This window comes from Verrucomicrobiia bacterium (assembly GCA_035577545.1).
Taxonomy (GTDB): Bacteria; Verrucomicrobiota; Verrucomicrobiia; order Palsa-1439; family Palsa-1439; genus Palsa-1439.
Genome location: DATLVI010000004.1, coordinates 28,293 through 43,195 on the forward strand (window position 1 = coordinate 28,293; position 14,903 = coordinate 43,195).

10 protein-coding genes are annotated in these 14,903 nt (G+C 58.7%); 5 read left to right on the forward strand and 5 right to left on the reverse strand.

The features are described from left to right. Positions 1 to 246 precede the first annotated feature (246 nt). From VNL17_00290 to VNL17_00300, 3 genes are all read left to right on the forward strand, one after another. Positions 247 to 2,184, forward strand: a complete 1,938-nt coding sequence (locus VNL17_00290) for an APC family permease (protein HXI82508.1) — start codon at positions 247 to 249, stop codon at positions 2,182 to 2,184. A 116-nt stretch (positions 2,185 to 2,300) separates the two neighbouring features. Further along, entirely contained in the window at positions 2,301 to 4,091 is a 1,791-nt protein-coding gene (locus VNL17_00295; protein ID HXI82509.1) for a protein kinase, read from the forward strand. Between the two features lie 14 nt (positions 4,092 to 4,105). Further along, a complete protein-coding gene (locus tag VNL17_00300; GenBank protein ID HXI82510.1) occupies positions 4,106 to 5,329 on the forward strand; it encodes an ammonium transporter in 1,224 nt (407 codons plus the stop codon). 10 nt (positions 5,330 to 5,339) lie between these two features. Here VNL17_00300 and VNL17_00305 read toward each other — a convergent pair whose 3' ends face one another. Together VNL17_00305 and VNL17_00310 are read right to left on the reverse strand one after the other, a co-directional pair. Next, the gene (locus tag VNL17_00305; GenBank protein HXI82511.1) at positions 5,340 to 6,005 is read right to left on the reverse strand and encodes a response regulator transcription factor; all 666 of its coding nucleotides are present in this window, start codon (positions 6,003 to 6,005) and stop codon (positions 5,340 to 5,342) included. Beyond that, positions 5,998 to 7,455 carry a PAS domain-containing protein gene (locus tag VNL17_00310; protein ID HXI82512.1) on the reverse strand — a complete coding sequence of 486 codons (1,458 nt, stop codon included), beginning with the start codon at positions 7,453 to 7,455 and terminating at the stop codon, positions 5,998 to 6,000. The genes VNL17_00305 and VNL17_00310 overlap by 8 nt, the downstream gene beginning before the upstream one ends. A 134-nt stretch (positions 7,456 to 7,589) precedes the next feature. Between VNL17_00310 and VNL17_00315 the strand changes: the two genes are divergently transcribed. Further along, a complete protein-coding gene (locus VNL17_00315) occupies positions 7,590 to 8,879 on the forward strand; it encodes an MFS transporter (protein HXI82513.1) in 1,290 nt (429 codons plus the stop codon). A 909-nt stretch (positions 8,880 to 9,788) separates the two neighbouring features. Here the strand turns inward: VNL17_00315 and VNL17_00320 are convergent. The 3 genes from VNL17_00320 to VNL17_00330 form a co-directional block, all read right to left on the reverse strand. Then, positions 9,789 to 10,256 (reverse strand): DUF4339 domain-containing protein, encoded by a 468-nt coding sequence (locus tag VNL17_00320; GenBank protein HXI82514.1) that lies wholly within the window; start codon positions 10,254 to 10,256, stop codon positions 9,789 to 9,791. A gap of 614 nt (positions 10,257 to 10,870) precedes the next feature. Next, on the reverse strand, positions 10,871 to 12,592 hold the full coding sequence (locus tag VNL17_00325; protein HXI82515.1) for a S8 family serine peptidase: 1,722 nt from the start codon (positions 12,590 to 12,592) through the stop codon (positions 10,871 to 10,873). Positions 12,593 to 12,912: 320 nt separating this feature from the next. Continuing rightward, a complete protein-coding gene (locus VNL17_00330; GenBank protein ID HXI82516.1) occupies positions 12,913 to 13,725 on the reverse strand; it encodes a PEP-CTERM sorting domain-containing protein in 813 nt (270 codons plus the stop codon). Between the two features lie 391 nt (positions 13,726 to 14,116). On the opposite strand from VNL17_00330, the gene VNL17_00335 reads away from it, so the two are divergent. Then, complete coding sequence (locus VNL17_00335) at positions 14,117 to 14,851, forward strand: hypothetical protein (GenBank protein ID HXI82517.1); 735 nt, start codon at positions 14,117 to 14,119, stop codon at positions 14,849 to 14,851. Positions 14,852 to 14,903: the final 52 nt, after the last annotated feature.

The window sequence follows — 14,903 nt, forward strand, 5'->3', positions numbered from 1 at the left end:
GTGGATAACAACCTTCTGCGGACGGGTAATATCTCCTCAGGCGCTGTTTGCGAAACCCGTTGACTGTTAATGGTTTTTTAATGGGCGTTCTATTGCTGGCACGCCTGACGCTAAAGGCAGGGCGCAGGCGAGAGTGTGGATTCGCTCCGACAATGATTACGAAAGTCGAAGTAACAGATGGCGGCGACGCGTAACGGTCGGCGAATTAAGGAAAAATAAAAACCTGTAGAGCGAAGGAGACCAATAATGGCAACGGTACCAACACCAGGCGGGGGAGAAAAGAAACCCCAGACGACAGGAACGCTCGGGCTGACGGGCCTGACGTCGAATGCGATGGCGCTGATCGCGCCGGGCGCGTTCTTATGGTTGACCTATCAGATTCAGGCCCTGTATGGAGCGCCGATGGCAGGCGCCGCGATGTGGTTCGGCATCGTGGCAGCGTTGCTATTGTGCTTCGCGACGGCGATCAGCTATGCCGAATTGTCAAAACTGTACCCCGGCGCCGGCTCATCGTATCTCTACGCGGAGCAGGCGTTCCTGTCCAAGACGCACGCGTACAAGTTCGCTCGTCTGGCCAAGTTTCTAACAGGGTGGGCCAGTCATCTGTACTACTGGGTCTACCCGGGATGCATGGTCGGGGTAACCGCGATCTTAAGCGGGTACCTGCTTAACCAGTTTTTCCCGGATACGTTTAGCGGCTCGTACAATAGTCCACTGTTCATGATCCTCTTCTGCGTCGTGTTTGCGTTCGGCGTGGCCTACATCGCGTTTCGCGGCGTTGGCGGCACGACGGGTGTGAACGCGATCATCAACGTCATCCAGATCACCGCGTTGCTTGTGTTTAGTGTGATCGCCATTAGCTATCGCCTTCAACACGCGCAAGGTTCGCAGGGCTACCACTTGTCCAACGGCGTTGCGGTAAACTATCAGGTCGCCCAAGAGGTCGTGAAAGATGACAAAGGTGCTCCGACGCCGGTGCTGGATGCCAACGGCAAACCGACCGTCGACGACAAAGGCCAGCCGGTCTATCAGATGCAGGATTCGCAAGACAAGGATGGTAATCCGGTTGCTGCCGACAAAGATGGCAAGCCCGTGACCGATTTGAGGCTTGCGCAGCCGTTTTCTGTCGACTACAGCCCCGAGGGAGGCACCACAACGGATCCGGCGACCAAGATTTCCACCTTCAACTACCATTCGGACGCCAAATCAGTTATCGCCCCGCATGGATTTAACCTGATGTTCATCCAGGCCTGCATCGCGATTCTCATCCTGGTCGGATTCGAATCGGTCACCGCAATGGGTGAAGAGGCCAAAAACGCCAAGCGCGACATTCCGCGCGCGGTGTTGCTCTCCTTGTTGATTCAGGGACTCTTCTGCTACCTCTTCGAATACTTCGCAGCCAACTACTTCCTGCATAACGGCTACACCCTGCCGAACGCTGGCGCATCCGGCGCGCCCATCGGCGACATGATGGTTATTGTCGGCACCTGGATGTTTGGCAGCTACGCGGCGGGCCGGGCATTCATGCTCGTGCAAGCGTTCACGGTGTTCCTCGCGTTGATCGGAACGACGTTGTCCTGCCTCAGCACCGGCGCGCGGGTGACCTACGCGATGGGCCGTGACGACGAAGTGCCCTCGCACTTCGGCTTGCTGCACGGCAAGACCCTGTCGCCGTATCGCGCGATCTGGGCGTTGGCGGGCATATCAGCGGTCCTGGGAATCGTCACCGTGGCAGTGTACCTCGGCGGCACGACCCCATCGGCGTTGGATCCGAAGTATCACAACATCTGGTACAGCTTCGGGATCTTCAAACCGGAGACGTACGCCAAACTGCCGAATACGCTGGTCATTATCACGCTGATCAGTAACTTCGGCACGTTCCTGCTCTATATGATCACCTGCATTATCGCGATGGTGGCGTTCAAGGAACACCACACCTTCAACGGCTTTAAGCACATGTTTGTGCCGATCTTCGGATTAGTGGCAAACCTCGCCTGCATGTTGTTCTACTTGATCGGTCCATTCACGGTCAGCGGCATGAGTGTGAAGGAACCATATATCGCGCTCGGCGTGTGCGCTCTCTGGGGCATCTATGGGGCGTTCTACTTCGCCAAATCCAGCAAAGCCAAAGGCCGGGAGACGATACTTACAAGCAAGCCGGCGGTAACAGCGCTGGCGCTGTAGTTGATTACGGCGATTCGGTTCAGGACGGTCGTCCCGACACAATCGGGACGACCGTCTCTGTCTTCATCTGGCTTGCATCGGGGGTGGCCCAAAGGTAGCGTGAGCGGCGCGACGGCATGGAACTGACCTACGCAGAACTTTCTTCCGCCGGCACTGTCCGTCCGCACAACGAGGACTACGTCGGTTTCTGGCAACCGGAAACGCTCGAGGAAAAGCGCAACCGCGGGGCCATGGTCGCGCTGGCGGACGGCGTGGGCGGGCAGGGCCATGGCGAAATCGCCAGCCGGGTGGCCGTCGAGGAGGCGCTGAAGACTTTTCGCGAGGCCAAGGGCGACGCCAGCCCACAGCAGTTGCTGACGCTGGCTTTCAATGCCGCCAATCTCGCCGTCTATGACAAAGGCATGGAGAATCACGGCGCTTCCCGCATGGCCACCACGCTCGCCGTCGCCATCCTCCGTAACGACCACGTCACCGTCGGCAACGTCGGTGATTCGCGCGTCTATCTTGTGCGTCGCGGTGAGATCAAACAAATCTCGACGGACCATTCCTACGTCGCGATGCAACGCAAATTCGGCCTGATCAGCGAGGCAGATGCGAAACTCAGTGAAAACCGCTCGATCCTCACCCGGAGCGTCGGACAGGAACCTATGATCCGCGTGGACATTGAGGATGTGGCCGTGCAAAAGGGCGACCGGATCATCCTGTGCTCGGATGGCCTGCACTCTTGCGTCGCCGACGGTGAGATCTGCGACATCGTCAGCCGCTACGCGCCCGCGCCGGCCTGCCGTCAACTCATCGCCCTGGCCGAACAACGCGGCACGGAGGACAACGTCTCCGCGCAGGTGGTTCAAATTGATGAAATCGAGGCCGTCGGGTATTACCGCGGCGTGCCGATGTACCTCGCGCCTGCGGAAAAACCCGTCACCGGCGAAATCGAAGCCGGCCAGCTTCTCGACGACCGCTTTTTTATCCACGAGATGATCAGCCGCAGCGGCATGGCGACAATCTATCGCGCCACGGACCGGCAGACGAAACAGATGGTCGCCGTGAAAGTGCCATTCATGCAGTTTGAAAGTGACCCCGGTTTCTTCGCCCGTTTTCAACGCGAGGAGGAAATCGGCCTCAAACTCAACCATCCCAGTGTCCTCAAGTTTATTCCTGTGGAGAAAAAGTCGCGTCCCTACATCGTCACCGAATATCTGCGCGGCTACACGCTCGCCCATCTTCTCACCAGCATCCGTCCCATGCCGGTTGCCGACGCGCTGAAACTCGCCAGCCGCGTCTGCGACACACTCGCTTACCTGCACGAACAGGGCGTCACCCACCGCGACCTCAAACCGCAGAACATCATGATGTGTTACGACGGCACGATTCGGCTCATGGACTTTGGTATCGCGCGTGGCGGTGAAGGCCGGCGCATCACCTACACGGGTTTCACGCCCGCGATGGGCACGCCCGATTACATGGCGCCCGAACAGGTCAAAGGCAAGCGTGGCGATGCCCGCACGGATATCTACAGCCTCGGGGCCATCCTTTACGAAATGCTCACCGGCCACCAACCTTTTGAAGGCGAAAACCCGCTCGTCATCATGAACGCCCGACTTATTAGCGACCCGGTCGCGCCGCGGAAGGTGAACCCGGAACTTTCCCCGCAAATTGAAGAGATTATCCTGCACGCGATGGAGCGCGATCCCGCAAAACGGTACGCCTCCGCCGCCGAGATGAAAGCCGAGTTGGACGCGCCCGAAAAAGTCGTGGTCACCGGCCGCGCCGAGCGGCTGCAATCGCAGGTGGCCTGGAAAAGCGCGTGGCGTCAATATCGCACGATCGTGCTGTCCATCCTGCTGCCGATCATCTTCGTGATTGCGGTCTTGTTGCTCGCGATGCTGACGCACCGTCACAAATAAACCCGTGAGGTCTTATGATGAACATCGGATCTGAAATCACAATCGTCAAAGTGTTCCTCGCGCTGCTGATGCCGGCGGGCTTTGCGCTGTTGGCCACCGGGTTGTGCCGCGACAAGAATGCCGCCCACACAATGTTCATGACGTTCTTCGGTTCGGTCATCGCGGTGGCGGGGTTTTGGATTTGCGGCCTGGCGCTCACGAACAGCACCTTTGGCATCTCGCACTTGTTCCTGCGCAATCGAGCGTACGATCCGGACTTGTATCTGGCGTTCGTTTCATTTTTGCCGGCGGTAATCGTCGCCACGTGCATTCCCATCGGCGCGCTCGCCGAGCGGTGGCGCTTGAAAAGCTTCTACGTGTACGCGCTGTTCATGTCGATGGTGCTGTTTCCGTTGTTCGTCCGCTGGACGTGGGGCGGCGGCTGGCTGGCGACGTTCGGTCGCAGCTTCGTCGACGTCGGCGGCTCGGGCATTGTGCACGCGTTGGCCGGATTGTGCGCGCTGGCAGGCGTACTCGTGATCGGCCCGCGCCATGGACGCTATTCCAAGGGCGGCGCGATCAATCCCATCCCGGCTCACAACGTGCCGCTCGCATTGCTGGGTAATTTTCTTTTGTCGATAGGTTGGTTTGGGTTCAACACGATCCGTTCCCTCGACGCCGGCGGCGCGTCCAACATTGATCTCGTCGCGACGACGACCGCCCTGGCCGGCGCCGGCGGCGCCATTGCTGCGGCGGCGTACATGACAATCACCACCCGCAGGCCCGACCCGACGCTCGTAGCCAACGGCCTGATGGCGGGCCTGGTCGCCAGCAGCGCGTCGGTCGGATTGGTCGGGCCGAACGCGGCGTTCCTCATCGGCGCCGTCGGCGGCCTGTTGGTTTGCCTCGCCGTCAGCCGGCTGGACAGATTTCGCATGGACGATCCTGTCGGCGCGATTGCGGTGCATGGTCTCGGGGGTTTATGGGGCGTGCTGGCAGTCGGCTTGTTCGCTCACGGCGTTTTTGGCGCGAACGCAAATGTCCGCGGGCTGTTTCGGGGTGACGCGGGACAGGCGCTGGCCCAAATCGTCGGCTGCGGCGCACTTTTAATATGGGCGTTTGGAGGATCGTGGGTGTTCTTCAAGCTCCTCGATCGGATCGTCCCGTTGCGGGTTGAGCCCGAGGTGGAAATGGAGGGATTGGACTCGCCGGAGACGGGCCTGCTCGGTTATCCCCGTAGCGAACGCTCGGGTAGGTAACGGACCGGGGTTAATCCCCAACAGCTTTGTTGAACTTGATCGCGTATTGGAGAAGTTCGTTCGCCGTGGCGAGGTCCAGCTTCTCCTTGATGCGCGCGATGTAGCCTTCCACTGTCTTGACGCTCAGGTGCAGTTTCTCCGCGATCTGCTTGGTCGAGGTGCCGTTTCCGATCAGGCGCAGGATCTCCAGTTGCCGTTCGCTCAGGCTATCCACCGGCAGGGCGGTGGTATTGGACGGGCCGGCGGCGATCGCACGGATCATTTTGCTGGCGAGCGCCTCACTCAGGTAAATTTGCCCGTTGAGCACGCAACGGATGGCGTCCCGGATTTTCTGGCCCGCCTCCTGTTTCGTGATATAGCCACGGGCCCCCGCGCGAATCGCGCGCTCGGCATAGAGCGATTCATCGTGCATGGAGAGAACCAGCACGGGCAATTCCTTGAAACGCTGCCCGATCTCCCGGATCAATTCGGTCCCCTGGCTGTCCTTCATCGTCAGGTCAACGATCGCCATGTCCGGCTTCAGCGTCGCGATGGCTTCCAAGGCGCCCGCCGCGTCGCCGGCTTCTCCGCATACCGCGAGGTCCGGTTCCCGTTTGATCATTTGAGCGAGCCAGTCGCGCACCATCGGATGGTCGTCGACAACCAGCACCTGCGTTTTGGACGGTGTCTTACTCATTCGCAACTTCAACTTCGTCTTTGGGCGGACGAGTGACAAGATTTTTCGGCAACGCACAGGTGACAATCGTTCCACCGGTCGGACCCCGTCGCACGTCCAGGGTGGCGCCAATCGCGCGAGCGCGGTAATTCATGGACTGCAGTCCCATGCCGTTACGCTTGCGCGGCGCCGTTGGAATGCCCACTCCGTCATCCCGGATGGTCAGGGTGATCTTCTCGTCGGAACCGTCCAGGCCGATTTCGATGTGCTTGGGCTGGGCGTGCCGGACCGCGTTGTTCATCGCCTCCTGCGCAATTCGGTACAGATGGATCGCCGTGGCATCGTCATCGATCAGGACTGGCGCGTCCGACCGAAAAACGCAGTCCAGCCGCTGCATGGTCCGCACGGACGCGGCCAATTCCTCCAGCGCGGACATCAGCCCGTTCGTGGCGACTTTCACCGGGTCGAGTCCGCGCGCCACATTGCGGGCCTGGCTGATGGCGCGGTCGATGAACTCCGCAATTTGCCCGGCTTGCATCGCTTGCGGCGAGGATTGTTTCGCCAGTTCTTCCTCCAGGATCTTGCTGGCGAACATGGTCGCGGTGAGATGCTGGCACAACCCGTCGTGCAGGTCCCGCCCGATGCGCCGTTGTTCCTGGTCGCTGACTTCGAGAACTTTTCTTTCCAGTCGTTTGCGCTGGGTGACATCTTCCGCGATGCCCGCGAGACGGTAGACCTGGCCGGTCTTGTCGAAAATGGGAAACGCGCGATCGTGGACCCAGCGAATGGCCCCGTCCGGGCGGACGATCCGGTATTCCTCGTCGTATCCCGCTTTTGATTGTTTATCGGCGATGGCCTGCGCGACACGCTCGCGATCTTCGGGATGGATCGCCTCGATTCGTGAGCCCGGCGATTCGTACCAACTGGCGCTCGTCCGTCCCCAAACCACCTCGTAGGCCGGGCTGACGTAGATTACCTGTCCGTTCTCAATGTTCGTCATCCAGAACACCTCGTTGATCCCCTCCGCCAACTGCCGAAAGCGCTCCTCGCTGGTGCGGAGCCGATCTTCCGTCTGCTGATGTTCCGCCACCGAGGCTTTCAGTTCTCCGGTGCGTTGCTCGACCTTGCCTTCCAGCCCTTCGTTGAGCGCCTTCACGGTCGAAAGCAGGAACACCACGCCCAGAAATACCACCAGCCCGCTCAGCGCATTCCAGTAGGGAATGAACGGCCTCCAGCCGGGTGTCTCCTGCATTAAGTTGACGGCCAGCCATGTGATCCCGCTGGCAAACGCCACCAGGACGCCCCCATTTCTGCCGGCAAACCAGGTGACGAACAGGACGGGGATCAGATAGAAGACCGCGAAGATCATTTCGGCCGGCGTGGCTCGGTCCACCACCCCGATCAGGACGACCAGCACCAGTCCCGCCGTCGTGAGCGAAACCTTCGACCTTTGCTCGAGCCAGGCAATCATGTTTCCAAACATCTACGCCGGTTTCATTATGGTGTTGCGAGAGGCTTTTTCAACGGCAAAGTCCGATTTTCCTTCCCCCTTGGACACGGGACGCTTTCCACGCTACAGTCATCGACTCGATCATCGGAATATTCGTGAACCAGGAAACGACATCCAAGAGCCAGGGCATCCGGACTTTGTTCCGCAACGGGCAGTTCATGCGGTACATCACCGGGGAAACGATTTCCATGACCGGCACCTGGATGCAGATGATGGCACAAGGCTGGATCATGACCACGCTAACCGACAAGGCCGTGATGCTCGGCATGGTCACGTTCGTGGGCAGTATTCCCATCGTGGCGCTTTCGTTGATTGGCGGGACCTTCGCCGATCGTCACGACAAGCGCGCCATCCTGCTCGTGACGCAAGTGGTGCAGATCGCTTTCGCCGTGCTGGTCGGCTGGCTCGTGGCGACCGGACAAATCCGCATCTGGCACATCATCCTCGTCGCGTTTTTCCTCGGAATCTCGACCGCCTTTGAGATGCCTTCCGCGGCGGCGCTCGTCCCGGAATTGGTCGGGAAAGACCATATCGCGGTGGCGATTGCGGTCGACCGTTCGGTGTTTCACGGCACGCGTCTGGTTGGTCCCGCCCTCGCGGGATACGTCATCGGCATTGCCGGACCCGCGGCGGCGTTCTACGCCAACGCGCTGTCCTTTGTGGCGCTGATGATCGCGTTGGTGACGATTCACCCGCGTCCCAAAGGAACTGCGCACGAAGAGGAGCAGCGCCGCGGCTCTATTAAGGACGGCTTCACGTACGTTCGTTCCGACAAACCGACCACGGCCATGATCATGCTGCTGGTGACGACGGTTATTTTTGTGTTCCCCGTCATGATGGTCATGGTGCCGCTGTACGCCAAGGACATCCTGCTGCTCGGCCCGGACAAAATGGGTCTGCTCATGGGAGCATCCGGAATCGGCGCATTCACCGGGGCGGTCGGCTTGTTCGGCGTGCGACGCGAATACCGCGGCAAGTTGTTGTTAGCGGCCGTCTGCTGCATTGCGCTGGCGCTGACCGGCCTGGCAACTGCCCATCGGTTCATCGTCGCCGCGGGTTCGCTGATCGCGTTGTCGCTTGGCGTTTCCACGCTCGCCGGGCTGACAAATACGATCATCCAGGAGCGCGCGCCCGGCCCGATGCGCGGCCGCGTCTCGTCGATTGTCGCCATGAGCTTCTTCGGCCTCATGCCGTTCGCCGCCCTCGGCATCACCAACGTCTCCGACCTCCTCGGCATGCGCAACGCCCTCTTGATCTCCGCCGCTGCCTATCTCACCGCCGGCCTCTACATCCTGAACGGGCCCGGCCGCCACCTCCGCGAACCCCCGGCGGTTGCGGTCACGAATGCTGCCGATGAGGTGGTCAGTGTAAGTCCGGAAGGCTGATGGGGGGCTGGAATCCTCGCGAAAGATTCATAGGCGGGCGAAGACCTCACAGCCTCCAGTGCCTCTTGAAGTATTTCACACGCTATTTAACGCGGAGTTTCTACAACCGCCTTCCGCGCAGTGCTCGTCTTGCGAACTGTGTTGCGGGGAACAAGGCGGTTGTCAGGAGATTGGCTAGACCTCCCCAACTGGGGGGCTGGGTGAACGAGTTGTGACTACCTTTGCGAAATTTGCAAATAGTGTTAGACAGATCAAAAGAATCAAACAACGGGCTAGTGGAAAGAAGACCGTTGAGACTGATGGGTTTCGGCCAACCGTCGACAGAAGAAAAAAATTGCGTGAGTACATGTCATAAATCGCAAGGAGCAACGGGAGCCCGGCGGTCACAGCGTAATAAATGGAATACCTGTAGGGAATGCTTCGGCGCGTGACGGCCATATAGCTAAGGGCGACTAAGCCAGCGTAGAGATCGTGTGATGGTCCTGGCTCTCGTGGAGGGTACATCGGAGGAATGAAAATTGCAGAAAACCCCCAGCAGAAAGCCACTCCTAGCAATGCTCTGTATCGGTATCTCATGATCGATGCATCCGCTCGATTAGACACCAAGCTTCAATATTAGTCACAAGAACCCTAAGCGCGGTTGGGGATAAAGCAAGCCAAATGGCAAAGGCAATAACCTAAACGATCGGGAGCGTATGGGGCCGCAGCGGCCCCTCAGGGCCGCCGACCCGATTTCAGTTGCCGACCGAGGCTTCAGGGAGCGCATCAGGTTCGGCTGGGAAATCGGCACTCGGTTCTGTGGCTTGGCACGCCGCTCTTCCGCAAACATGTCACACACGCTGCCGCAGCGCTTACTGGGTGATGTGAGACCGGTAAAACCGTAGTGGTTGAAGTGCGCCGGTACCGAACTCAGCGATGATCAGATCTGTGACCGACGGAAGCCAGCACCAGAAAGTACCCTGCGATAAAGGCCGACAGTAAACCGTAGGTGACTTTGCGACCACTCTCGTTGGCCCAGATCGAAACAGCAACTACGGCCAGCAGCCACGAAACCAACACGATCACGAACCCCGGTCCCCGCAGATTCAGGACGAGATTCTTGAGGAAACCGCGACGGTTCCCGTAAACTGCCTTTGTACCGGGTGACGTGGCGGCGGATTCTCGGGAAGCCGTTCCCGCGGGAGTTAAGGCAGCAGCGTGTGAAGGCGTAGGTTGTGCGTATCGCAGCATCGGGATATCGGAAATCGGATGCCAGTGCTCCGACTTGTTCTTGCTGTAAACGGTTTCGGACTGGACGAGCCCCCGGTAATACAACTCGGCAAGCTCCTGGAGCGTGTAGGGGCCCTTGATTTTGCCGGCAGAGGAGATATGAAACACGTCTTTGCCCGGGCGGTGCTGGAATGTCTGTGGCGAGCCTGTTTTTTTAACAGTGGGGGTAGCGGGAATCGGAAGGTTTTCCCCACACTTTGGACATGGCAGACTGAGGCCAACACCGGATTCATCAACCGAAAGCTGTTGACCGCAATTGGAACATGCGAAAGTAATGTCCATGCCACTTCACCTGGGCGTACCGACTACTTGCCCGCAATACTGACACTCCGTGCCAGCCAGCACCACCCTAAAAGTGAATCGTTCGGAGCGCATCGGGCGCATGCGGCTCGTCAGGGCCGCGAGCCCGATTTCAGTTGCGACTGGGATGTCATGGAGCACACTACTGTTGGCATGGGACTCCGGCGCGCGGGCTTCCGACTCATTCGCTGCACACCTGCATTGCACGTTACACAGGTATGACACCATTCACCGTGATCTCGCAGGTATTCTATCCGGTAGAATCCTGCCACAGTCATGACCACGCCTGGCATAATGACGATTCTCGGCGGCTTTGATTAAGTCTTGATGGTATGGAAGACAAACCCGTCGCGGCGTGTTAGCCACATCACACGGCGGCGAAACTCCGGCCGTTACTCAAGTCTTCCGCCAACAAACAGGTGTTACGCGCGCCGCCTGCGCTTCGTCTGCCACCACAGGGTGGATATACCCAGCCCGGCCAACAGCAACGAGCTGGGCTCGGGCACGGTGAAGGTCCACGCCAGCCCGTATTGCTCATTCATAACCGTCGGGCCGCCCTGAGAGTCATAGCCCGTGTAGCCGATCATGAATTCGTAATAGGCGCTGGGCAGATTGGTGAACCAGAGGTGCTCAACGTTGTCGATGCTGCTAATGGACTGGGCGGTCAGCGAGACGTTGGTGAACGCGCTGTCCAAGCTGGCGTACAGGTACAAGTCCAGATTGGCCATGCCGAGGATACTATTGGTTCCCGCCACTGCTGCAGCGACATCGCGGTACCAGTCCAGCGTGATGGCCATACTACCCCCCACCTGACCGCTCACCTGATAGGTGTTCGTCAAACTTAGCTTTACTGTATTGAAGTCCCAACCCGTCGGGGTGACAGCGGAGTTGACGATAGTGATAAGCCCGTTCGGCTGCAAGGTGGGCGATTTTTTGCCGGCATCCATTGTGAGATAGGCGCCGTTGGCGTTGAGCAAGCCGGCTCCCTGGTTCGGGTCCAGTGGCTGTCTCACTGTCGTAACCCCGCCGGTCAACGAACCTGTAAGTCCCGCGGTGCCGCCAAAGACGGAACCCTGGCCCCAGCCCGCCAGTTTCGTCGCTGAATTCAATAAAAGGGCCTTCATTGTGCGAGGATCTTGCGCGTCCGTTGCGACGGACGGGACGGCGGTAAAGCGATTGGAAGCAAATTGTGCCAACCGGGCAATCGTTGCCGCCACCGCTGGGGCGGCAAAACTGGTACCATTGGCGGTCGTGGTCGCAGTGCTGCCCAAGCCGGCAGGTACGTTGGTCGTCGGCATGTTGATCCCCTCGCCAGGGGCGACGATGGCCACAGCGGACCGGCCGTTGGCCAGATATCCCCGGGAACTAAAAAATGACATATTGGTGGCCGTGCCAGCGGGGGCATTCGTCACGGAACCAACCGCGATTAGATTGTAGGCGCCGGCTTGTTCACCGACGGAATTCGTGCCGCCGTCGCTATTGGCTCCTGCACTGCGGAATTTACCTTCGTTGCCGGCAGCAACAACGATCGAAACCGCCTTTGTGGAGGCAATGTTATCCATGGCCCGTTCCCAGACGCTTGTACCAGAGGTGTTGTAGGTACGGACGACAACATCCGTGCCATTAGGGTTGACGTCGATTACCGAATCGAGGCCGATGCTCATGTTAATGACGTGCAGATTCGGCTGCGCCGCCAGAAAATTGATCGCATTGATGACGTTCGTCTGGAAATCGAGGGCGGTATTGGTTGGCCCCGCGGTCGGATAATAGCCGCCAAGGCCTCCCGCCGCATAGACTCCCGCACCGGGGGCGACGCCGATGGTCGTCACATCCGTGCTGATCATCACGCCAGCCACTTCCGTGGCGTGGGTGTCAACCAGTTGCGGCCAGGTGTTGGCGGGGGGGTTGTCGCCTATATTGATCAACTGGAAGTTTCCCTTCACAAAGTACACATGGGAAGTGTCCGGTATATCGCTCTCGATCATGCCAATCACCTGGCCGCTTCCGTTGAACGCGGCAAACGGCCCGCCGGTGGCATTCTCGAGGACGACAGAATTGGCATCGGCGCGGGCTTCCACCACTGTGAGGGCAAACGACAAGGCGATGAGGCTTGATAGTTGGATGGACCAGCGAATTGCTTTCATGAAATTTCCTTTCCTCGCATTACGTGCGCCGCTTTCCCTCGCGAAGAATGCAGCGCACAACTCACAGGCGGGAAAAGAAAGTCCAAACAAGAGACCTGCACGCACTCGCAACTGTCTACAACTCAAGAGTTGGTTGGTTGCCTGCCAGAAAGAAAACTCACCAACCTAACGCGCGTCTCCCCTCGCCATGGGGCAATATTAATGGCGAGAATATGACCCTAATGCAAGCTTTTTCTTGGCTTCTGCAACGTTCGCCACGCTCGGCATCACAAACGTATCGGCCTGCCGGGCGTGCGCAACGCGCTCTTGATCTCCGCCGCCTATCTCACCGCCGGCCTCTGCATCCTCAACGGCCCCGGTCGCCGCCAGGCGCAGGCCAGCAGGCTGATGGTTCCGGTGCCGACGAGGATTAAGGAGGAAGGCTCGGGGACCGTGGTAACACTGAAATTGGCGCCCACATATTCGCCAACAATCTCGGCGGCAGCGTCAACTTCGGATGTGAACTCCAACTTGATTACATCGTTAGCTTGGAGAAGAAGGTTGGTAACCGCGCTCGCTCCGCCACTGCCTGCGGCCAGGCTGAATGGACTATTCCGGTTATAGGGGTCGCCACTGTAGACACTGCCCTCTGTCAGTAATGTGTTATCAAGGTACAAAGCCCAGCCAACCACTCGTCCGACGTCACGAGCCATCCACACGGAACCGCCAATGTTTGCGACGGTAGAATTTGGACCCGGATAAGTGAATGTGACATTGCTTTTCCCTTCGCCCAAACCGTTATAATCATCCTGGCTATGCGTTACAATGTCGCCAGCGTGCCAGTCCAAAGGGTTCCCATACTGGTCGGTTGGGTTTGACTGGACGGCTTTGAACCAAATGGGAAGAAAAGGAGGAGGGGGGAGGGTGCTCCCATCCGATGGTCCCCAGCCCGGTTGCTGGTTGGAAACGAGATAGGGCAAACCCAACTTATCCTGGTGAGGCAACGGGTTTACCCCCGCGTTGTATGACCACACACCATTCGGGTTTGTGGTATCGCTCCAATCGCTCTTCAAATCAAATATGTCTGCGTCGGCGGGATTGAAATTGCCAAAGAGCGTCACCAGTCCCATCGCACCCAGGATTACCCATCTCATTGCAAACCTTCCCTTCCAGTTGCCAGCGACTCGCTTTGCTGACAGTTCTCCAAGCGAGGTTATTATCAGCGTTCCAGCCCTTCCTTGTCGAGAACATAGGCACTCGATTTGACCATCTATGCGAAGACAACGCGGTCAATAAGGTAAGGCTGTGGCGGGCAGTGCGATTCTGCATGCAAGTCTCACCCTCGCCAGACTACGGAATCAATACGCTTGACGCGCCTATGAGCGAGTGTTCTACTGACTCTAGAGTCCGTTGCGAGGATTTGTGCGCATTCCCGTTTGTGCGGCCATTTTGAAATGGCGACGTTGATCCTGCGAGCCCAACGCCTGCCACGAAGCAGATAGACAAACCAACCGCCTGCGGAAGCAGGCAAAGCGAGGAGAAGCCATGAAGAAGTTCAACGTTCCCAACTCTGCACGCGGAATCACGTTCATTTCAACCTTCACAACGTTGCTCTGTCTCGTTGTGGTCGCCCTGCCGCATCCTGCGTTGGCCTATGATGCTGCTGCGGACTTTTCCATCGGCAGTAACCCTAATGGCGTCTGGAGCTACGGCTGGTCGGTTAGTCTCGGATCGACCTTTAACCTCGACACCGCCAGCACCAACGCCCAATACGGTCTCAGCGGTCTCAACGGCTGGTTGGGCAATCAGACTCCCGAGGGTATTCCGTATATCCTGCGCAATACCACTGCCAGTCCGATGGTTGTGGCCGGCTCGACGATCTATCAAGCAGGGCAACTGGCATTGAACATGAATGGCAGCCAGTATGCTGATCTCCGTTGGACCGCGCCTTCATCCGGGCCGTTTAGTATTGCGGCCACATTTTCCGGCCTCAGTACGGTCGGCGATTCATCGGATGTGCATATTCTCCTCAACGGCGTCTCCATATTCGATTCGGCGGTGAACGGTAGTCCCAGCCCGACGTCCTATTCGGGAACGCCGAACCTCACGACAGGAGACCACATCGATTTTGCCGTCGGTTTTGGAAGCAACGGAAACGATCATGAAGATACCACCGGCCTGGCCGCAACGATTGTGGCCGTGCCCGAACCAGGCCCACTCGGTCTTGTGGGCGCAGCTCTCGCCAGTCTGTTCTCGCTTCGTTTCCTGAAAAGAAAATAGCCGGCACAGTGAAAGGACGGTTGGTTGCCTCACGGGCGGAGAAGGGGTGGGC

Coding starts and splice junctions, on each gene's coding strand:
- VNL17_00290 (HXI82508.1), top strand. CDS start 247: ATGGCAACGGTACCAACACCAGGCGGGGGAGAAAAGAAACCCCAGACG.
- VNL17_00295 (HXI82509.1), top strand. CDS start 2,301: ATGGAACTGACCTACGCAGAACTTTCTTCCGCCGGCACTGTCCGTCCG.
- VNL17_00300 (HXI82510.1), top strand. CDS start 4,106: ATGATGAACATCGGATCTGAAATCACAATCGTCAAAGTGTTCCTCGCG.
- VNL17_00305 (HXI82511.1), bottom strand. CDS start 6,005: ATGAGTAAGACACCGTCCAAAACGCAGGTGCTGGTTGTCGACGACCAT.
- VNL17_00310 (HXI82512.1), bottom strand. CDS start 7,455: ATGATTGCCTGGCTCGAGCAAAGGTCGAAGGTTTCGCTCACGACGGCG.
- VNL17_00325 (HXI82515.1), bottom strand. CDS start 12,592: ATGAAAGCAATTCGCTGGTCCATCCAACTATCAAGCCTCATCGCCTTG.
- VNL17_00330 (HXI82516.1), bottom strand. CDS start 13,725: ATGAGATGGGTAATCCTGGGTGCGATGGGACTGGTGACGCTCTTTGGC.
- VNL17_00335 (HXI82517.1), top strand. CDS start 14,117: ATGAAGAAGTTCAACGTTCCCAACTCTGCACGCGGAATCACGTTCATT.